We start from the raw sequence: 19,019 nt of genomic DNA on the forward strand, positions 1-19,019 counted from the left end.
GCAGAAGAAAAGAAGGAAGAGCCCAAGGCAGAAGCCAAGACCGAGGACAAGCCGGCCGCTTCCTCCACGTCCTCCGAGCCGAAGGCATCCGAGACCTCCACGAAGGTCAACAACGGTGACAACGTCCCGTATGTCACCCCGCTGGTACGCAAGCTGGCCGAGAAGCACGGCGTGGATCTCTCCACTGTCTCTGGCACCGGTGTTGGCGGCCGCATCCGCAAGCAGGACGTGCTGGCCGCTGCTGGTGAGGGTGAGGCTCCGGCTTCCTCCGCTAAGGCAGCTTCCACCAGCCCGCGCGCTCGCTGGTCCACCAAGTCCGTGGATCCGGAGAAGCAGGAGCTCATCGGCACCACCCAGAAGGTCAACCGTATCCGCGAGATCACGGCGTCCAAGATGGTTGAGGCCCTCCAGATCTCCGCTCAGCTGACCCACGTCCAGGAAGTCGATATGACCGCCATCTGGGATATGCGCAAGCAGTCCAAGCAGGCGTTCATTGACAAGTACGAGGCCAACCTCTCCTTCCTGCCGTTCATCGTGAAGGCAACCGTAGAGGCACTGGTGTCCCACCCGAACGTCAACGCGTCCTACAACCCGGAGACCAAGGAGATGACCTACCACGCTGACGTCAACGTGGCCATCGCCGTGGACACCCCGAAGGGCCTACTGACCCCGGTCATCCACAAGGCTCAGGAGCTGACGCTGCCGGAGATCGCTCAGAAGATCGCCGAGCTGGCTGACAAGGCACGCAACAACAAGCTCAAGCCGAACGATCTGACCGGTGCAACCTTCACCGTGACCAACATCGGCTCCGAGGGCGCCCTGCTGGATACCCCGATTCTGGTTCCGCCGCAGGCCGGCATCCTGGGCACCGCCGCTATTACCAAGCGCGCGGTTGTCGTCACCGAGGACGGCCAGGACGCCATCGCTATCCGCCAGATGTGCTACCTGCCGTTCACCTACGACCACCAGGTGGTCGACGGTGCCGACGCTGGTCGCTTCATCACGACCATCAAGGACCGCCTCGAAACCGCAGATTTCGAAGCTGACCTTGACCTCTAAGACTTAACAAGACTCCAGGTCTTAAGAGGCTGCTCCCCCACCACTGCGGCGGGGGAGCTTCGTCGTTTTCGCCCTGCTTTCCTCCACCCCACAAACACAGCTCGGTGACATCGCTCAGCGGCGCCGCAACTGCCCGTTCTGCCAAAGTTATCGTCCTCGACTCAGGCCGGATCTTTGGCAACAACGGCAGTTAGGCGCGTTTTCTTTGAACGTCCTGCCAACAAGTCTTGCCACCAAGACCTGCCTACTGTGACTCAGCACACTAGACTGTGCTGCATGGTTTCTCAGAAGTGGTTTCGCGTTGCTTTAGGCATGTTCCTCGTCGCCTGCGGCGCTAATCTCTTCGCCCCCATGGTCGTGGTCTACCAAACCACCACCTCCCTCGGGGTTCTGCAAACAACCTTCCTTTTTGGCATCTACGCCCTCGGCATCATGGTCGCTCTATTCATCGGTGGTCCGCTTTCGGATTCGCTAGGGCGCCGCGCCATCATGCGCCCAGCTGTCCTCACCACCACCGCCGGTTCCCTCGTTTTCCTCACCGGCGCAGGCGGCGCCTTCCTCCCCTTGTTGATCGGCCGCCTGTGCGCCGGTGCCGCCGTGGGCCTCGCCATGTCTTCCGGCGCGGCCTGGATCAAGGAGCTCAGCACACATCTGAGCGTTGGAGCCAAGCGTTCCTCCATAGCCCTGTCGGCCGGTTTCGCATCAGCACCCGGCGTGGCTGGTATCGCCGCCGAGTTCCTCCCCTGGCCCACCGTTGTGCCTTATCTTTTGCACATCGGCCTAGCACTCATCGTGGTCCCACTCGTGTGGACGGTGCCGGAACAGCAATCTGCACAGTCAGCTTCGAGGCGCCGTTCATTTGTCCCGACCAGCCTGATTACTCCCCACTACTTACCGGTGGTGGCCTACGCACCATGGGTCTTCGGCTCCGCCACCACCGCCTTTGTGTTCCTGCCCGCGCAGCTCAGCGAGCACCTACGCCACCCCGTTCTTGTCGCCGGCCTGTGCGCGCTTCTCACCATGGGCAGCGGCGTGGTTATCCAGCAACTGGCTGGCCGCATCCGCGTGACCTCGTTCCACGGCATGGCGCTGGCCGCAGTAGGAATGGCACTGTGCCTCGCTGTCCTCGCTGCGGCTCATCATGGTTGGGCAGTTTTTCTCCTGCCTATCGCGGCCATCATCATGGGCAGCTCCTATGGAATCGGCATGCTCAGCGGACTCGCGGAGACCCAAGCCATCGCCGACGCAGAGGAGCTCGGTGCAGCGACGGGGGTGTTTTATTCACTGACCTATCTGGGTTTCTTTGCCCCCTTCATCCTGTCACTTTTGGGCCCTGCTGTTGGCTATTCCACGGCCTTCGTCATCGACCTCACCGTCGCGGTAGCGACCGCCGTAGCGCTGCGCCTCCATGTCAGGGGTAACCGGGGCTAATGTCATGGCCTACGCCTTATACTTGGGGGCAGTTTAGGTCACACAAACTAACGCCACAAAGGAGATAAAACACATGGATTTCATCTCTCGCCACCTCGGGCCTGATGCGGCCGAGCGTGAGACGATGCTCAAGGCAGTGGGCTATGACAGCGTGGAGGCGCTCGTCGATGCCGCCCTGCCCACCTCCATCCGCGCCACCGAGGCGCTGAACCTCCCGGAGGCTTTGAGCGAAGATGACGCGCAGGCGAAGCTGCGCGAGTACGCCTCCCAGAACGTCGTGCTGAAGTCCTTCTACGGCCAGGGTTATTCCGATACCCTCACCCCGGCGGTCATCCGCCGCGGGCTGCTGGAGGATGCCGGCTGGTACACCGCATACACGCCCTACCAGCCGGAGATTTCCCAGGGCCGCCTCGAAGCCCTGCTCAATTTCCAGACCATGATTGAGTCCCTGACCGGTCTTCCCATCGCGAACGCCTCGCTTCTCGACGAAGCCTCCGCCACCGCCGAAGCCGTCGGCCTCATGGCCCGCGCGGTGAAGAAGGGCCGCCGCGTGCTGCTCGATTCCCGCCTGCACCCGCAGGTTCTCGCCGTCGCCGCCGAGCGTGCACGCGCCATCGAGCTCGAGGTCGAGATTGCTGATGTCCGCGATGGCATCGTCGGCGAAGACCTCGTCGGCGCCGTTCTGGCCTACACCGGAACCGAGGGCGATATCGTCGACCCCCGCGCTGCCATCGAGGAGCTGCACACCCGCGGCGCTCTTGCCGCCGTCGTGGCTGACCCCCTGTCGCTGCTTCTCTTGGAAGCCCCCGGCGAGATGGGCGCGGACGTGGTCCTCGGCTCCTCACAGCGCTTCGGCGTGCCGCTCTTCTTCGGCGGCCCGCACGCGGCCTTCATGTCTGTTACGGACAAGCTCAAGCGCCAGCTGCCCGGCCGCATCGTGGGCGTGTCGAAGGACGCCGCCGGCCGCCCCGCCTACCGCCTCGCGCTGCAGACTCGTGAGCAGCACATCCGCCGCGAGCGCGCGACCTCCAACATCTGCACCGCCCAAGCACTTCTGGCCAACGTGGCCTCCATGTACGCGGTGTACCACGGTCCAGAGGGCCTCAAGGCCATCGCACAACGCGTCCACGACCGCGCGTCTGCTTTCGCTGCGGCAGTCACCGACGCAGGCAAGGACATTGTCTCGCGCGACTTCTTCGACACCGTGACCGTCACCGGCGTGGATGCCGCTGCCATCAAGACCCAGCTGCAGGAGCAGGGCTACCTGGTGCGCACCATCGGCTCGGACAAGGTCTCGGTCTCCTTCGGCGAGTCCTCCACCGGCGAGGATGTCAACATCCTCGCCGCTGCCTTCGGCGCCGAGTCCTCCGCTAACTCCGAGCCAGCCGCGTCTGGCTCCTTCGAGATTCCGTCCTCCGTCCAGCGCGCCGAGGCCCCGCTGCAGCACGAGATCTTCAACTCCATCCACTCCGAGACCCAGATGCTGCGCTATCTGCGCACCTTGGCGGATAAGGACCTGGCCCTGGACCGCACGATGATCCCTCTGGGCTCGTGCACGATGAAGCTCAACCCCACCGCCGCGATGGAGCCCATCTCCTGGCCGGAATTCGCCGGCATCCACCCGTATGCCCCGGAGGAGACCACCGCGGGCTGGCGCGCGCTCATCGAGGAGCTCGAGTCCTGGCTCGCCGAGATTACCGGCTACGCCCAGGTCTCCATCCAGCCCAACGCCGGCTCCCAGGGCGAGCTGGCCGGCCTTCTGGCCATTCGCCGCTACCACGTGGCCAACGGCGATCACGGCCGCGATGTCATCCTCATCCCGGCCTCCGCGCACGGCACCAATGCGGCCTCGGCCACCTTGGCCAACCTGCGCGTCGTCGTGGTCAAGACCGCCGACGATGGCTCGATTGACCTCGCCGACCTCGACGCCAAGATTGAGCAGCATGGCGAGCACATCGCCGGCATCATGATTACCTACCCCTCCACCCACGGCGTCTTCGACCCCGAGGTACGCGAGGTTTGCGACAAGGTCCACGCGGCCGGCGGCCAGGTCTACATCGACGGCGCCAACATGAACGCGCTAGCCGGTTGGGCCCGTCCGGGTGCCTTCGGCGGCGATGTGTCCCACCTGAACCTGCACAAGACCTTCACCATCCCGCACGGCGGCGGTGGCCCGGGTGTGGGCCCGGTGGGCGTCGCCAAGCACTTGGTGCCCTTCCTGCCGGCCGATGCCAATGATCCCAAGCTGGATCCCTCGCAACCGACTGCGGAGACCACCGGCGTGCCGTCCACCGCATCGCGCTACGGTTCCGCCGGCGTGCTGCCAATTTCCTGGTCCTACCTGGCCATGATTGGCGCCCAAGGACTCACAGAGGCCACGAGCCACGCCATCCTCGGCGCGAACTACCTGGCGCAGAGCCTGAAGGATTCCTTCCCTGTGCTCTACACGGGCAATGCCGGCCTCGTGGCTCACGAGTGCATCTTTGACCTGCGCGAGCTGACCGACGCCTCCGGCGTCACCGCTGCCGACGTGGCCAAGCGCCTCGTGGACTACGGCTTCCACGCGCCGACCCTCTCCTTCCCGGTGGCCGGCACCCTCATGGTGGAGCCCACCGAGTCCGAGGACCTGGGTGAGCTGGACCGCTTCATCGAGGCCATGCGCTCCATCCGCGCCGAAATCCAGGAGATCATCGACGGCCAGGTGGCCTACGAGGACTCCGTCATCCACCATGCTCCGTTCAACGCCGAATCCGTCGCGGCCGACGAGTGGGATTTCACCTTCACCCGCCAGCAGGCCGCCTACCCGGTGACCTCGCTGCGCGCTAATAAGTACTTCCCGCCGGTGCGCCGCATCGACGAGGCTTATGGTGACCGCAACCTGGTGTGCACCTGCCCGCCGCCAGAGGCTTTTGACTACTCCGACGACAACCAGGAGGTTTAATCAATGACTGACTACCTGCACTCCCCGCTGCACGCTGAGCACGAGAAGCTCGGCGCCACTTTCACGCCCTTCGGGCCGTGGGAGATGCCGCTGAAGTATGACAATGAGCTTGAGGAGCACCGCGCAGTGCGCAATGCTGCGGGCCTCTTCGACCTGTCCCACATGGGTGAAATCTGGGTCAACGGCCCGGACGCCGCCGAGTTCCTGTCCTACTGCTTCATCTCCAACCTGGTTCCCCTCAAGGTGGGCAAGGCAAAGTACTCCATGATCTGCGCCGAGGATGGCGGCATCATGGATGACCTCATCACCTACCGCTTGGAGGAAACCAAGTTCCTCGTCGTGCCGAATGCTGGCAACGCCGATACCGTGTGGGAGGCTCTCAACGAGCGCGCCGAGGGCTTCGACGTAGACCTGAAGAACGAGTCCCGCGATGTGGCCATGATTGCTGTCCAGGGCCCGAAGGCGCTGGAGATCCTCGTCCCGCTGGTGGAGGACACCAAGCAACAGGCAGTGATGGACCTTCCCTACTACGCCGCCATGACCGGCAAGGTGGCGCGCAAGTACGCTTTCATCTGCCGTACCGGCTACACCGGCGAGGACGGCTTCGAGCTCATCGTCTACAACTCCGATGCCCCAGAACTGTGGGAGGAACTGCTCAAGGCTGGCGAGGAGTACGGCATTAAGCCCTGCGGCCTGGCCGCGCGCGACTCCCTGCGCTTGGAAGCTGGCATGCCGCTCTACGGCAACGAGCTCACCCGCGATATCACTCCGGTGGAGGCGGGCATGTCACGCGCCTTTGCCAAGAAGGAGCAGGACTTCGTGGGTGCAAAGGTACTGCGCCAGCGCGCCGAAGAAGGCCCGCAGGCCGTTATTACCGGCCTGGTCTCCTCGCAGCGCCGCGCCGCGCGCGCCGGAGCGGAGGTCTTCGTTGGTGAGAACAAGGTAGGCACGGTGACCTCCGGCCAGCCCTCCCCCACCCTGGGCCACCCTGTCGCGCTCGCGCTCATCGATACCGCCGCAGGCTTGGAGGCCGGCGACGCCGTGGAGATCGACATCCGCGGCAAGCGCTACCCCTTCGAAGTGTCCGCGCTGCCCTTCTACAAGCGCGAGAAGTAAACTCCACTACTGAATCCATCTACCGAAAGGACATCCCTTCTCATGGCTAATCTTCCTTCCGATTTTTCCTACTCCGAGGACCACGAGTGGATTAACGCAGCAGCTGATTCCGTCGTCGGTTCCACCGTCCGCGTCGGCATCACCTCCGTGGCCACCGACCGCCTGGGTGAGGTCGTCTTCGCCGAGCTGCCGGCCGTGGGCGATACCGTCGAGCACGGCGAGACCTGCGGCGAGGTGGAGTCCACCAAGTCCGTCTCCGATCTGTACTCCCCAGTGACCGGCACCGTGACTGCCGTCAACGAGGGTGTGCACGATGACTACGCCGTCATCAACAACGACCCCTTCGGTGAGGGCTGGCTCTTCGAGGTCGAGGTCACCGAAGCCGGCGAGCTGATGACCGCTGAGGAGTACGCCTCCGCCAACGGCGTGGCCTAAATCTGCGCTTGAACAGCGCGCATTCAGCCCCTTTCTGGCTGAATCTTCGCGGGGACTAGCATGGGTATCCATGACTGCTCCCCGCGAACCTTTCTTTCCCGCCAACCGCTCTATTCGCGCTTCCGACGAGCCACTGGAGATCCGCCGCTTGGGCCGCATGGGCTACCAAGAGGCGTGGGATCTCCAGGCCGAGCTCGCCGCAGCGCGAGCGGCGGGCACGCAGGGTGATGTCATCCTCGTGGTTGAGCACCCCAACGTCTACACCGCCGGCAAGCGCACGCAGCCGGAGGATATGCCCGATAACGGCCTGCCGGTCATTGACGTCGACCGCGGTGGGCGTATCACCTGGCACGGCGAGGGCCAGCTGGTTGTCTACCCCATCATTAAGCTGGCCGAGCCGGTCGACGTCGTTGACTACGTCCGCCGCCTCGAGGAAGCCATCATCCAAGCCGTCCGCGAACTCGGAGTGAGCACCGCCGGGCGCATCGATGGCCGCTCGGGCGTATGGGTTCCGTCCACCACCCGCGCCGCCGATCCGGCCGCCCCGAAGCGCGACCGCAAACTGGGTGCCTTGGGCATCCGCGTTACCCGCGGCGTGACCATGCACGGCCTAGCGCTCAATTGCACCAATACCCTGGAGTACTACGAGCACATCGTCGCCTGCGGCATCGACGATGCCGACGTGTCCACGCTCTCGCTGGAGCTTGGCCGCGAGGTCACCATTCAGGAAGCGGAAGCGCCGCTTCTCGACGCCCTCCTCAAAGCCCTCTCAGGTGAACTCACCGTGGCCGACCACACCTTCGCCTCGGCGCCTGATCCCATCAAGGTGGCCAACGAGAAGGCACGCCAAGCCCGCAAAGCAGCAGAGGGAAAGTAGAAGATACCCTCGGTGGAATAAACCCGGCTCTCGCAGGACTTGTATTAGGAAGAGCTAACCCCAACGCGTAAAGTGAGGTTCCGTGACTGTTAAGCCTGAAGGACGCAAGATGCTCCGCATTGAGAAGAAAAATGCGGAGTCGCCCATCGAACAGAAGCCACGCTGGATCCGCAACCAGGTTCGCACCGGACCGGGTTATGAGGACATGAAATCACGCGTATCCGGAGCTTCCCTGCACACCGTGTGCCAGGAGGCCGGCTGCCCCAATATCCACGAGTGTTGGGAATCGCGCGAGGCCACCTTCCTCATCGGCGGTGACAAGTGCACCCGCCGCTGCGATTTCTGCGATATCGCCACCGGCAAGCCGGAGGAATTGGACCGCGACGAGCCGCGCCGCGTGGCCGAGAACATCCAGGAGATGGATCTCAACTACACCACCATCACCGGCGTGACCCGCGATGATCTGCCCGACGAGGGTGCCTGGCTCTACGCCGAGGTTGTGCGCAAGATTCATGAGCTCAACCCCAATACCGGCGTGGAGAACCTCACCCCGGACTTCTCCGGTAAGCCGGATTTGCTCCAAGAGGTTTTTGAAGCCCGCCCTGAGGTCTTCGCCCACAACCTGGAGACGGTGCCGCGCATCTTCAAGCGCATCCGCCCGGCCTTCCGCTATGAGCGTTCACTCGACGTCATCCGCCAGGCTCACGATTTTGGTTTGATCACCAAGTCCAACCTCATCCTGGGCATGGGTGAAACCTCCGAGGAGATCGAGGAAGCCCTTCGCGATCTCCGCGAGGTGGGCTGCGACATCATCACGATTACCCAGTATCTGCGCCCTGGCCCGCGCTTCCACCCGATCGAGCGCTGGGTGCGCCCAGAGGAGTTCGTGGAGCACTCCAAGCTGGCCAAGGAGCTCGGTTTCGGCGGCGTCATGTCTGGCCCGCTGGTTCGCTCCTCCTACCGCGCTGGCCGCCTCTACGTGCAGGCCATGGAGGCCCGCGGCCTCGAGCTTCCGGAGAACCTGAAGCACTTGGCTGAGACTTCCCAGGGTGCCACCGCCCAGGAGGCCTCCACGCTTCTTGAGAAGTACGGCCCCTCCGAGGAGACTCCGGTGACCACGCGCATGGTCAAGTCCCCGGCCGGTGCAGCGAACCCGAACTCTGCGGCGTCCACTATTCGCTAGTTCGATTCTCTTTTTGACCCTCTGACCTCTAAAGTAGGAGCCATGGCTAACGACGACAAGGCATCGCTGAAGGAAGCGAAGAAGCAGGAGCGCGCGGCCAAGCGCGCCCAGCGCAAGCAAAACTGGTCACAAATGTGGCAAGCGTTCAACATGCAGCGCAAGCAGGACAAGGCGCTCATCCCCATCATGCTGGCTGCATTCTTGGGCATGGGCTTGCTCTTCTTCCTTATCGGCATGCTCTTCAACGGCCAGTGGTTCATGCTCATCCTGGGCTTGGGCATCGGCGCCATCCTGGCCATGTTCCTGTTTACCCGCCGCCTCGAGCGCGATATGTACAAGAAGGTGGAAGACCAGCCTGGCGCCGCCGGCTGGGCTTTGGAGCAGCAGCTGCGCAACACCGTCGGTGTGGTGTGGAAGGTCAAGACTGGTGTGGCCGCTACCCGCCAGCAGGATCTCATCCACCGCGTTATCGGCAACTCGGGCGTCATCTTCGTCGTCGAGGGTGACCGCAAGCGCGTCGGCCCTACTCTTAACCGCTTGAAGAAGCGCGTGGACCGTATGGCCGGCGGCGTGCCGGTGTACGAGGTCTTCGTGGGCAATGGCGAGGACGAGGTTCCCGTGTCTAAGCTGCGCAGCCACATTATGAAGCTGCCGCGCAACTACAACAAGAACGAAACCTACGACAACATTCGCCGTATCGAGGCCATGGATGATCTGCCGGGCACCACCCCTGGTCTGCCCAAGGGCCCGATGCCCCGCCAGGCTCAGAACATGGCGGGCTTGAACCGCCGTATGCGCCGTATGCAGGAGCGCAAGGGCGGCAAATAAGCCACTAGATCCAAGCACAACAAGGGTCCCTTCCGAGAAGTTCGGAAGGGACCCTTCTCGTTGCCTTCGAAGCCTCCCGGCCTTGTTGCCTCACGCACCCCAGCAGCTTTATCGCTGGTCCCAACAGCCTTAGGCCATGATGACGGCGGTGCCGGTGGCGCGGTCGTGGAGGCCGCGGCCGTCGGCGTCGACCATCGCTGCGGGAAACAGCACGGCGGTCAGCAAAGTACGGACCACCGCACGCCACAGGCCGACGGAAGTGCCCGGCACGTCGAGGCGCGCCACGCCCATACCGAGCAACGCCATGCCCGGGGTGCGGGCGAACAGCCACCCGCACACGATGCCCATGACTACCCACACTGCATAACCCAGGAAGGCGGGACCGCCCAGATTGTCGGTGAAAAGCTCGAGAACGTTGGCAATGATCATGGCCAAAATCCAGTCAATTAACACGCCGAACGTACGCCGCATTACCGACGCCAAGGCACCTGGCCCCTCCTTGGGCAAGCCCAATGCCTGCCCGGGCCACTGCCCCGACCCGATGCCATCGTTGTTATCTGCCATGCCCACCAATCTAGCCGCCGTCCATCCCGAGCAGAAATTTTGCCTTCAGGTGCCCACGCGTCCCAGTGATGCAGCCAATACCTGTAAACTAGTCGGGAGTACTACACGTCAACCAACAGGAGACCACCGTGTCCTTTGAGACAATCCAGGACGTCATCGCATTCATCAAGGAAGAGGACGTCAAGTTCGTTGACATCCGGTTTACGGACGTCCCCGGCACTGAGCACCACTTCTCTATTCCGGCCGAGGAATTTACCGAAGACGCAGCCGCTGAAGGCCTAGCCTTTGACGGTTCTTCCATCCGCGGATTCACCACCATCGATGAGTCCGATATGACGCTGCTGCCGGATCCGAAGACCGCCTTTGTGGATCCTTTCCGTACCGCGAAGACACTGAACATCAAGTTCTTCGTCCACGACCCGTTCACCCTGGAGCCTTTCAGCCGCGACCCGCGCAACATCGCCCGCAAGGCTGAGGAGTACCTCGCCTCCACCGGTATCGCGGATACCTGTAACTTCGGCGCTGAAGCTGAGTTCTATATCTTCGATTCCGTTCGTTACGGCACGGAGATTAACAACGGCTTCTACGAGGTCGACACCGATGAGGGCTGGTGGAACCGCGGTTCTGAGACCAACTTCGACGGCACCCCGAACACCGGGTTTAAGACTCGCGTGAAGGGCGGCTACTTCCCGACGGCACCCGTCGACAAGCATGGCGAGGTCCGCGATGCCATGGTAGAGCAGCTGCAGAAGGCTGGTTTCACCATCGAGCGCTTCCACCACGAGGTGGGCAGCGGTCAGAACGAGATTAACTACCGCTTCAACTCCCTGCTTCACGCGGCTGATGATATTCAGACCTTCAAGTACATCATCAAGAACACCGCGGAGCAGTTTGGTAAGACCGTAACCTTCATGCCGAAGCCGCTGGCGGGCGATAATGGTTCCGGTATGCACGCCCACATGTCCCTGTGGCAGGACGGCAAGCCGCTCTTCCACGATGAGGCTGGCTACGCTGGTCTGTCCGACATGGCTCGCTACTACATCGGCGGCATCCTGGCCCACGCACCGGCTGTGCTGGCGTTCACGAACCCCACCCTGAACTCCTACCACCGCCTGGTTCCGGGCTTCGAGGCGCCGATTAACCTGGTGTACTCGCAGCGCAACCGCTCGGCTGCCATCCGCATCCCGATTACCGGCTCCAACCCGAAGGCCAAGCGCATCGAGTTCCGCGCGCCGGATCCGTCGGGCAACCCCTACTTCGGTTTCGCCGCCATGATGATGGCAGGTCTCGACGGCATCAAGAACCGCATCGAGCCGCACGCTCCGGTGGACAAGGACCTCTACGAGCTGCCGCCGGCAGAGGCCGCCTCCATCCCGCAGGCACCGACCTCCCTGGAGGCCTCCATCGCAGCACTCGAGGAAGACAACGACTTCCTCACCGAGGGCGATGTCTTCTCCGAGGACCTCATCGAGACCTACATCAACTACAAGCGCGAGAACGAGATTGCGCCGGTCCGCCTGCGTCCGACTCCGCAGGAATTTGAGATGTACTACGACTGCTAGAGCCTAGCTCTACGCCAGCTCTGTATCCGATCCGGGCCCTAACGATTCGAAAGAACCGTCGGGGCCCGTCGTCGTATCACGCAGTGAGCATCGCTGCCGACGGTGAAGTCAACCGCCCACGCACATCCTGTGTGCCCTCCCCTACTGCCGAGCGCAACAGGGTGCAATCTCACGGCCCAATTATGCGGATCAATGGGGCCGAAATGCAGTGGGATGGCTACCATTCCAGCTGTGACTGACAGATTCCGCCAACTGCCACCGCCCGGCCCCGCGTGGGGCGGCAGCCTCATGGGAACCTCCATCGTCTCCCGGCTGCTCGTTGAGGAGGGCATGCTGACAGGCTCCGCCGTCTTCGCAGCGCTATCCTGCATTATTCTCCTCGTGCTGACGGTTGGCTTTGCGCTATACCGCCAGCCCAGCTTCGCGCGAACCTCGATGGCTGAATGGTCCATGTATTTCATCGGCATCCTGGCGCTCGGCGCAGCGCTGTCCGGATTGACGGATATCGGAACCTTCCGCTTAGTGGGCTTCTGGATCGGTGGCCCGGTCACCGTCATCACGTGGGCTATTCAGCTCACCCGCTTCGACGGTGAACCGCGCTTTACCTGGGGCCTGCCGCTGGTTGGCCCTATGATTTCCTCCTCAGTGGCTGGTTTCCTCGCCCTCGACTATGGGCATGCCTACCACGTCATGGGCACCATTCTTTTCATCATGTCGATCTCTACCGCGGTCCCCATCTTTATCCGTGTGTATTGGGCCGCTTGGCACGGCAAGGTCAATCTCACCGGTGCCAACTCCGCGACGGCCTGGGTTCCATTGGGCGTGGTGGGCCAATCCACCACCGCGATGCAGATCCTCTACCCCGGTCATGTTTCCGTCTATTACGGGCTGACCGCCATGGTGATCGCCGTCCCCCTCGCGCTCTATGCCATGCTCACCTTCTACCCCAATGTGGCTCGTTGGGTGGATTACTCACCGGCGTGGTGGGCGTGTACCTTCCCACCGGGAACGGTCAGCATGGGCGGGCACCAGGTAGCCCTAGTGAATGGCTCGGAGCTTCTCGACGTCATCGCGCTCAGCATCCCGTTGCTCCTCGTCGCGCACTGGTCTGCTTGCTCCTGCCGTTTCATTAGCTGGCTCATCGAAGGCCTGCGCGCACAGAGAAGCGGAGCTAGCCCAATCTCGAACTAGCTCCGCAGTGCACGCTGTCAGCGTGTTTATCAGGCTTTAGTTTTCAGCCTTGGTGAACTGAATGGCCTGGCCCTGGCTGCCCAGCGCGAAGGTGTTGCCCTCCACGGGGATAACTACCGGCTTGGCGGAGAGGATGGTGTTGAGCGCATCGGCATCGGCCATCTCTTCAGGGGAGCAAGCACGCATCGTGGAAGTTAGGTTCTCCGCCACGACGGCATCAGTCTGATCAAGCTTGTAGCTGCCGCCGCCAGAGTTGCAGCCATCATCGTAGGTTAGAGTTCCATCCTCATTGAAGGTCACGGAAATCGCCGGGTTCTTCTTGGCGGTGAAGGTGCCGTTGAGAACCTTCTGGGCCTCATCAGCCGGCAGTTTCTCCTGCAGACCGTCGATGTCTTCATACTTCTCAATCAAGCCAGAACCTTGCGGAGCTTCCGGCTTCGTGGAGGAGGAGAAGGAGTCACCGAACAGGCGCGAGCTCAGCTCCTGAATCTGGCTGGACTTCACGGAGTCAGCGGAGGATGGTTCCTGCGCACCGGCAGTACCGGCACCCAGGACGCCGCCCGCGAGGGCGACGAACGCAGTTGCTGTGGTTACTTTCTTCAGTGTGCGTGAAATCATGACCCCGAAGCTATCGAGCACCGCCGACAACATCAACCCATTTTATGCGTTTCCGATGATATTTTGAGGCAACTCTACAACTCCCCCGCCCCTTACAGGCCGCGCACTAAAACACAGAAAGCGGCCAACCTCCAGTAGGAGGTCGGCCGCTCATCCGGCGTTAGTGCTTAGTTCTCTTCGGGCGCAGCATCCTTGACAAACTGCACCGCGTGTCCCTGGCTGACAAGTGCAATGGTGTTGTCGTCAATGGAATAGACCTGCGGCTTCGCCATCAGAATCGAGGTGAAGGCACGGGCATCCGCCATCACTGCAGGCTCGCAGGCCATCTTGGTGGACATGAGTTCTTTGACTTCCAGGGCGCCCGTGTCCGCGATGGAATAGGTTCCGCCGCCAGCGTTGCAGCCGTCATCGACGTCTAGGGTTCCATCCGGCTGGAAGCCAACGCCGATGACGTCGTTATTCTTCGCGGTGAAGGAACCGTTGAGCACCTCCTTGGCCTGGTCTGCCGACAGCGGCTCCTGCAGGCCCTCGACGTCCTCTACCTTTTCAATCAGGCCAGTGCCCTCCGGGGTTCCGGGTGCTTCCGGAGCCGGCTTGGAGCTGCCAAAGAGCGTGGAGCTCAACTGCGCGAACTCGCCGGAGCTGGATCCGAAGGCAACTGGGGAAGAAGGCTCCTGTGCACCAGCGAATCCGGCTCCGAGCGCCGTTCCGGCGAAGGCGACAAAGGCGGTAGCGATGGTTGCTTTCTTCAATCCGAGTGACTTCATGGTGTTTGAAGCTATTAGATTCAATACCTCATATCAACGCTTTTGAGCCAATTCCCATAATGTTGGCAACTTTTCCCAACCATCTGTATGAGGCACCTGCTTAAGACGAACGCTTGACGTATCCCATCCGCGGGCGGAAGCCCTGCGGATGCTTCATCTGCGCCACGGCATCCCCGATGATCATGCGGTGGCGCGCGCTGACGGACGTCGGCATCTGCGCCACCGAGAACCACTGCGCGGCAAGGTTCTCTTCGTCGGAGACGACCGGCTCCGCATCATCCGGAACGGAGACACGGATGGAGGTGTCCATGAACATGCACTGATCCCCATTGGGACAGACCACTGGGCCCACCTGACCGACGCCAAGGAGCGCTTCGATACGGCCGTCGAGCCCCACCTCTTCCTTGAGCTCACGCAACGCGGTCGTCGTGACTTCCTCGCCAGGCTCACAAATACCGGAGATGGGAGCCCACGTGCCGTTATCGGCTCGCTGGGCCAGCAGCACTGAAGGCAGCTCCCATATCGCAGAACCGGTAGGAACCGCCCGCACAGTAACCGCGGTCACGCTGGGAAGGAAGAGCTGCTCATGACCAATCTTCTCACGCAGGGACACAATAAAATCAGGAGTCGGCATGGGTTTAATCTTAGCGCCTAAACCCGCTCCAGAATCTCCGGCAGGAGTGCCTCGATGTCGGAGGCAGCGGTAAAAGACATCTCCGCCTCAGACCCGTCGGTGCAGCCTTGACTGCTTGCCGCGGCTTCCGTCGTCCCTGACAGAACCCCGACGATCACGCCTTCAAAGGGGCTGCCCGGCGCGCCAAAGACCGGCGCCCCAGAATCACCATGCGTGGAACAGACTCGGGCACTCGCCGAGACGGTGTCCAACGTTCGGTCGCCAAACTGAAGTTTCCCGTGGCTTTCTCCATGCGTCAGTGGTCCGCACGTCTCTCCCGTGATGCGTCCCAGCTTGCACACCTCATCCGGAAGCTCCTCCTGCCCCGCAGCGACCACGCTGGTAGGCATGTCCTGCGGGACATAAAACTCCGCCTGCCGCGTGATCTCCACCAACGCGAAGTCGAGCTGGTGTGTGTCAGGTGAGCTGAGATCGGAATAGATGATGGTGCCGACGGGCTCCGCTGGGTACACGAATTCCCTATCCTCAGCGCCCGCCCACACCGTATCCCCTGGCTCACCGCAATGGGAGGCGGTGACGGCGATGGTACGGGCGTCGTCAAGCACGAAGCTCCACGCCACCGTGCAGAGGTTGAAGTCAAAGGCTTCGCCGGGAACGGGCTGCATAGCAGAGATGTCGAGCGCCGCGCCCGGCGGCACTGGGGAGGCATCGGGGGTATGCGTCTGCGGCGGGGCCGGTGAAATCGTGGTGTACTCGGACGTGCTCGAGGCAGCTTCGGGAACGGAGTCAACCCCCATAGGCATTGAGCATCCACCCACCGCCAGCGCAGTCGCGCTGAGCACCACCAGAAGGTAAGGCCTAGCCCTCCTGAGCGGATGCAGCCTCACCCGGGTCCGCCTTTTGATCCTTGTTTTCCTTCTCCATCTCAGCGACCTGCTTCATGTCACGGATGAACTTCTCCGGGTCAAACTCCGTGAAATACTCCGGGCCCGAGAACTGTTCCTGTGCCATTGGCTTAAACCTCCGTGCTCTTGATGTATTGCGTGATGTAATCCTTCACCGCCGCCGCATCGTTGGGCAGATCGGTGACGTGGCGCTCGGCTTCCAGAATTCCGGCGAAACGCTCCGGCACCTCCGGCTCGCTGCCGATGGCTTCCGCGATGGTCTCCGCGAACTTCACCGGAAGCGCGGTTTCTAAGCACACGATGGGAGTGTCAACGCCGAACTCATCCTTAACTGCGCGGGCGACCTTGATGCCATCGGCAGTGTGCGGATCCACCAGCACGCCGTAGCGCTCGTGGACATCCTTAATGGTGACAAGGCGGTCGGCGTGGGTCGAGGAACCAGACAGGAAGCCGTACTCGGCGCGGGCAGCGTCGAGCGCCTGCTTGTCGACGTTAAACCCGCCTTCCTTCACTTTCGTTCCAAACAACTCCTTAACTTGTGCGGCATCGCGGCCCAGCAGGTCAAAGGCGAAGCGCTCGAAGTTCGAGGCGCGGGAAATATCCATCGACGGCGAGGAAGTCTTGTACGTCTGCTCCGAGGAGCGCGGGCGGTAGCTGCCGGTGCGGAAGAACTCATCGAGCACGTCATTCTCATTGGTTGCGACGATGAGTTTGTCGATGGCCAGGCCCATCTGGCGGGCGATGTGGCCGGCGCAGATATCACCGAAGTTGCCGGTGGGCACGCTGAAGGAGACCTTCTCGGTGTTCTCCGTGGTGACCTTGAGGTAGCAGTTGATGTAGTAGACCACCTGCGCCATGAGGCGGGCCCAGTTAATGGAGTTGACCGCGCCGATGCGGTTTTCTGCCTTGAAGCTAGCGTCGGCCGATACCGCCTTGACCACATCCTGGCAATCATCAAACACGCCGTCGAGGGCGATATTGCAGATATTCGGGTCATCCAGGCCAAACATCTGTGCCTGCTGGAAGGGCGTCATGCGCCCGGCCGGGGTCAGCATGAAGACGCGAATGCCCTTGCGACCGCGCATGGCGTACTCCGCCGAGGAACCGGTGTCACCCGAGGTAGCGCCCAAGATGTTGAGGGTTTCGCCACGACGGGCCAGCTCGTATTCGAAGAGCTCGCCCAACATCTGCATGGCCATGTCCTTGAAGGCGGCCGTCGGCCCTTCAGAGAGGTGGCCGACGTACAGGCCCTCCCCCAGTTCGCTGACGGGGACGATTTCCTCATCGTCGAACTTCGGGTAGGTGTAGGCGCGCTGGGCAATCCCCTCGAGGTCCTCTGCAGGAATATCGTCCACGAAGAGCTTGAGCACCTCCGCGGCCAGGGCCGCGTAGCCGCCCTCAGCCAAAGTCTGGCGCCACTGGGTAAGGGTGGCGTCATCAATGCGGGGATAGGTTTCCGGCAGGTAAAGCCCACCATCAGGGGCCAGACCTCCAAGGAGGATATCCGTAAAGGCAGCGGGCTGGCGGGCGGTATCGCGGGTCGAAATGTACTTCACCCCCTGCATCTTAGTTGGTGACGCGTAAAGTATCAGCCATGTCGGCTCCTCATCCACGCAATGTAATTACCACGAAGGCTCTCTCTGTGTGGGTGGCTGCGGTGTTGGTCTATATCGTGGCGATGACCGGCCGCACGTCCTTTGGCGTGGCGGGCCTCGAAGCCATCGATCGCTTCGAGGTCGACGCCTCCCGCATTGCCGTGTTCACCGCGGTGCAATTGGGTATCTATTCGCTGGCGCAGATCCCTACCGGGATGCTCATCGATAAGTTCGGGCCGCGGCGCCTGCTCGTCATTGGTTCCGTCATCATGGGCGTGGGTCAGGTACTCCTTGGCTTCACCAGCAATTATTGGGTAGCCATCGCCGCCCGCCTGCTCATCGGCGTGGGCGATGCCACCGCCTTCCTCTCCGTGATGCGCATCTTGCCCTACTGGTTCCCGCTGCACCGCACCCCCATGTTCACTCAGGTCACCTCGTCGCTTGGGCAGCTGGGTCAGTTCTTGTCCGCCCTTCCTTTCGCCATGCTGCTGGGCTGGGGCGGGTGGACCATGGCCTTCGTTAGCTTGGGTGCGGTGGGCATCCTCATCGCCGTTGCGGCCGCGGTGGCGGTGGCTGATTCCCCAGAATCCCTCGGCATCGTGCCCAAGCCGAAGGAAAAACCTAACGCAAAGCCGGAAAGCACAGCAGCGCTGTTTTCCACCGTTTTCCGTTCCCCCGTAGCCTGGCAGGCATTCTTTATTCACTGGATCGGCCTGGGGGCCACCAACGTGTTCGTCATGCTATGGGGCGTGCCGCTGATGACTGCAGGCATGGATTTTTCTAAGACTAGCGCCGGCTGGATCCTGACGTGGTTTAGCGTGTGCATGGTGCTCGTCGGCCCACTGCACGGCAAGCTTTCCTCCAGGGCCAGCGGTTTCCGCCCGTGGCTCGCCTTAGGGTTTGTGGCTACCCACTGCGCGGTGTGGGCCCTGTTCTTCCTCTTCGGTGGCAGCTATCTCTCGCTGTTCATCCTCATCAGCCTGGTAGCCCTGTGCACACCGGTGGCAAATTACGGTTTCGACATTGTCCGTGAAAACCTCGACCGCACTGTCGTCGCCACGGCGACGGGCCTGGCCAATATGGGAGGCTTCATCGCCACGGTCATCGGCGCCCAGCTCGTCGGCATGGTTCTCGATCACTTGGGCAACGGGCCCGACTACCCCTTCCATGACTTCCGGCTCGCTGCTTGGGCAGTCTTTGGCGCGTGGTGCATTGGCATCGTGGGTGTTCTCATCACGCACATCCTGCGCAGCCGCGGCGAGGACGGCGGCCCGCACGTCACCATCGTGCAGGTTGGTTAGTTCAGGGCTGCG

The 19,019-nt window shown here is 62.3% G+C and carries 18 protein-coding genes; 11 read left to right on the forward strand and 7 right to left on the reverse strand.

Annotated elements, in window-relative coordinates:
• The 8 genes from sucB to HMPREF2967_RS12075 form a co-directional block, all read left to right on the forward strand.
• A partial coding sequence (sucB, locus tag HMPREF2967_RS12040) for a 2-oxoglutarate dehydrogenase, E2 component, dihydrolipoamide succinyltransferase (RefSeq protein WP_070686708.1) occupies positions 1 to 1,059 on the forward strand: 1,059 nt, incomplete at its 5' end.
• Between the two features lie 276 nt (positions 1,060 to 1,335).
• Positions 1,336 to 2,490: an MFS transporter gene (locus HMPREF2967_RS12045; RefSeq protein WP_070686710.1), complete on the forward strand. Its 1,155-nt coding sequence runs from the start codon at positions 1,336 to 1,338 to the stop codon at positions 2,488 to 2,490.
• Between the two features lie 73 nt (positions 2,491 to 2,563).
• Positions 2,564 to 5,431, forward strand: a complete 2,868-nt coding sequence (gene gcvP / locus HMPREF2967_RS12050; RefSeq protein WP_070686712.1) for an aminomethyl-transferring glycine dehydrogenase — start codon at positions 2,564 to 2,566, stop codon at positions 5,429 to 5,431.
• A gap of 3 nt (positions 5,432 to 5,434) precedes the next feature.
• A complete protein-coding gene (gene gcvT / locus HMPREF2967_RS12055; RefSeq protein WP_070596482.1) occupies positions 5,435 to 6,547 on the forward strand; it encodes a glycine cleavage system aminomethyltransferase GcvT in 1,113 nt (370 codons plus the stop codon).
• 42 nt (positions 6,548 to 6,589) lie between these two features.
• A complete protein-coding gene (gene gcvH, locus HMPREF2967_RS12060) occupies positions 6,590 to 6,982 on the forward strand; it encodes a glycine cleavage system protein GcvH (RefSeq protein WP_070562740.1) in 393 nt (130 codons plus the stop codon).
• Positions 6,983 to 7,052: 70 nt separating this feature from the next.
• Positions 7,053 to 7,859: a lipoyl(octanoyl) transferase LipB gene (gene lipB / locus HMPREF2967_RS12065; RefSeq protein WP_070596484.1), complete on the forward strand. Its 807-nt coding sequence runs from the start codon at positions 7,053 to 7,055 to the stop codon at positions 7,857 to 7,859.
• Between the two features lie 109 nt (positions 7,860 to 7,968).
• The gene (gene lipA / locus HMPREF2967_RS12070) at positions 7,969 to 9,042 is read left to right on the forward strand and encodes a lipoyl synthase (protein WP_070686714.1); all 1,074 of its coding nucleotides are present in this window, start codon (positions 7,969 to 7,971) and stop codon (positions 9,040 to 9,042) included.
• Between the two features lie 42 nt (positions 9,043 to 9,084).
• Entirely contained in the window at positions 9,085 to 9,870 is a 786-nt protein-coding gene (locus tag HMPREF2967_RS12075) for a DUF4191 domain-containing protein (protein WP_070686716.1), read from the forward strand.
• A gap of 129 nt (positions 9,871 to 9,999) precedes the next feature.
• Here HMPREF2967_RS12075 and HMPREF2967_RS12080 read toward each other — a convergent pair whose 3' ends face one another.
• Positions 10,000 to 10,434: an RDD family protein gene (locus tag HMPREF2967_RS12080; RefSeq protein WP_070520142.1), complete on the reverse strand. Its 435-nt coding sequence runs from the start codon at positions 10,432 to 10,434 to the stop codon at positions 10,000 to 10,002.
• A 128-nt stretch (positions 10,435 to 10,562) separates the two neighbouring features.
• Between HMPREF2967_RS12080 and glnA the strand changes: the two genes are divergently transcribed.
• Entirely contained in the window at positions 10,563 to 11,996 is a 1,434-nt protein-coding gene (gene glnA / locus HMPREF2967_RS12085) for a type I glutamate--ammonia ligase (protein ID WP_070686718.1), read from the forward strand.
• A gap of 222 nt (positions 11,997 to 12,218) precedes the next feature.
• Positions 12,219 to 13,187, forward strand: coding sequence for a TDT family transporter (locus tag HMPREF2967_RS12090; RefSeq protein WP_083312630.1), 969 nt, complete (start codon positions 12,219 to 12,221; stop codon positions 13,185 to 13,187).
• A 36-nt stretch (positions 13,188 to 13,223) separates the two neighbouring features.
• On the opposite strand, the gene HMPREF2967_RS12095 is transcribed toward HMPREF2967_RS12090, so the two are convergent.
• The 6 genes from HMPREF2967_RS12095 to thrC all read right to left on the reverse strand — a co-directional run bounded on the left by HMPREF2967_RS12095 (position 13,224) and on the right by thrC (position 17,667).
• Positions 13,224 to 13,805, reverse strand: coding sequence for an META domain-containing protein (locus tag HMPREF2967_RS12095; protein ID WP_232770862.1), 582 nt, complete (start codon positions 13,803 to 13,805; stop codon positions 13,224 to 13,226).
• A 167-nt stretch (positions 13,806 to 13,972) separates the two neighbouring features.
• A complete protein-coding gene (locus HMPREF2967_RS12100) occupies positions 13,973 to 14,572 on the reverse strand; it encodes an META domain-containing protein (protein ID WP_070686722.1) in 600 nt (199 codons plus the stop codon).
• 100 nt (positions 14,573 to 14,672) lie between these two features.
• Entirely contained in the window at positions 14,673 to 15,206 is a 534-nt protein-coding gene (locus HMPREF2967_RS12105) for an NUDIX hydrolase (protein WP_070686724.1), read from the reverse strand.
• 17 nt (positions 15,207 to 15,223) lie between these two features.
• On the reverse strand, positions 15,224 to 16,003 hold the full coding sequence (locus tag HMPREF2967_RS12110) for a S1 family peptidase (protein ID WP_232770863.1): 780 nt from the start codon (positions 16,001 to 16,003) through the stop codon (positions 15,224 to 15,226).
• A 61-nt stretch (positions 16,004 to 16,064) separates the two neighbouring features.
• A complete protein-coding gene (locus tag HMPREF2967_RS13305; protein WP_168164017.1) occupies positions 16,065 to 16,217 on the reverse strand; it encodes a hypothetical protein in 153 nt (50 codons plus the stop codon).
• Positions 16,218 to 16,221: 4 nt separating this feature from the next.
• Positions 16,222 to 17,667: a threonine synthase gene (gene thrC, locus HMPREF2967_RS12115; RefSeq protein WP_070686726.1), complete on the reverse strand. Its 1,446-nt coding sequence runs from the start codon at positions 17,665 to 17,667 to the stop codon at positions 16,222 to 16,224.
• Positions 17,668 to 17,705: 38 nt separating this feature from the next.
• On the opposite strand from thrC, the gene HMPREF2967_RS12120 reads away from it, so the two are divergent.
• Positions 17,706 to 19,007 (forward strand): MFS transporter, encoded by a 1,302-nt coding sequence (locus HMPREF2967_RS12120; protein ID WP_070686728.1) that lies wholly within the window; start codon positions 17,706 to 17,708, stop codon positions 19,005 to 19,007.
• Positions 19,008 to 19,019 lie beyond the last annotated feature (12 nt).

Source organism: Corynebacterium sp. HMSC059E07 (assembly GCF_001814395.1).
GTDB classification, from domain to species: Bacteria; Actinomycetota; Actinomycetes; order Mycobacteriales; family Mycobacteriaceae; genus Corynebacterium; species Corynebacterium hesseae.

What these genes read in the sequence shown, in the direction of transcription:
- HMPREF2967_RS12045 (WP_070686710.1), top strand. Translation starts at nt 1,336, where the DNA reads ATGGTTTCTCAGAAGTGGTTTCGCGTTGCTTTAGGCATGTTCCTCGTC.
- gcvP (WP_070686712.1), top strand. Translation starts at nt 2,564, where the DNA reads ATGGATTTCATCTCTCGCCACCTCGGGCCTGATGCGGCCGAGCGTGAG.
- gcvT (WP_070596482.1), top strand. Translation starts at nt 5,435, where the DNA reads ATGACTGACTACCTGCACTCCCCGCTGCACGCTGAGCACGAGAAGCTC.
- gcvH (WP_070562740.1), top strand. Translation starts at nt 6,590, where the DNA reads ATGGCTAATCTTCCTTCCGATTTTTCCTACTCCGAGGACCACGAGTGG.
- lipB (WP_070596484.1), top strand. Translation starts at nt 7,053, where the DNA reads ATGACTGCTCCCCGCGAACCTTTCTTTCCCGCCAACCGCTCTATTCGC.
- lipA (WP_070686714.1), top strand. Translation starts at nt 7,969, where the DNA reads ATGCTCCGCATTGAGAAGAAAAATGCGGAGTCGCCCATCGAACAGAAG.
- HMPREF2967_RS12075 (WP_070686716.1), top strand. Translation starts at nt 9,085, where the DNA reads ATGGCTAACGACGACAAGGCATCGCTGAAGGAAGCGAAGAAGCAGGAG.
- HMPREF2967_RS12080 (WP_070520142.1), bottom strand. Translation starts at nt 10,434, where the DNA reads ATGGCAGATAACAACGATGGCATCGGGTCGGGGCAGTGGCCCGGGCAG.
- HMPREF2967_RS12095 (WP_232770862.1), bottom strand. Translation starts at nt 13,805, where the DNA reads ATGATTTCACGCACACTGAAGAAAGTAACCACAGCAACTGCGTTCGTC.
- HMPREF2967_RS12100 (WP_070686722.1), bottom strand. Translation starts at nt 14,572, where the DNA reads ATGAAGTCACTCGGATTGAAGAAAGCAACCATCGCTACCGCCTTTGTC.
- HMPREF2967_RS12105 (WP_070686724.1), bottom strand. Translation starts at nt 15,206, where the DNA reads ATGCCGACTCCTGATTTTATTGTGTCCCTGCGTGAGAAGATTGGTCAT.
- HMPREF2967_RS12110 (WP_232770863.1), bottom strand. Translation starts at nt 16,003, where the DNA reads ATGGGGGTTGACTCCGTTCCCGAAGCTGCCTCGAGCACGTCCGAGTAC.
- HMPREF2967_RS13305 (WP_168164017.1), bottom strand. Translation starts at nt 16,217, where the DNA reads ATGGCACAGGAACAGTTCTCGGGCCCGGAGTATTTCACGGAGTTTGAC.
- HMPREF2967_RS12120 (WP_070686728.1), top strand. Translation starts at nt 17,706, where the DNA reads ATGTCGGCTCCTCATCCACGCAATGTAATTACCACGAAGGCTCTCTCT.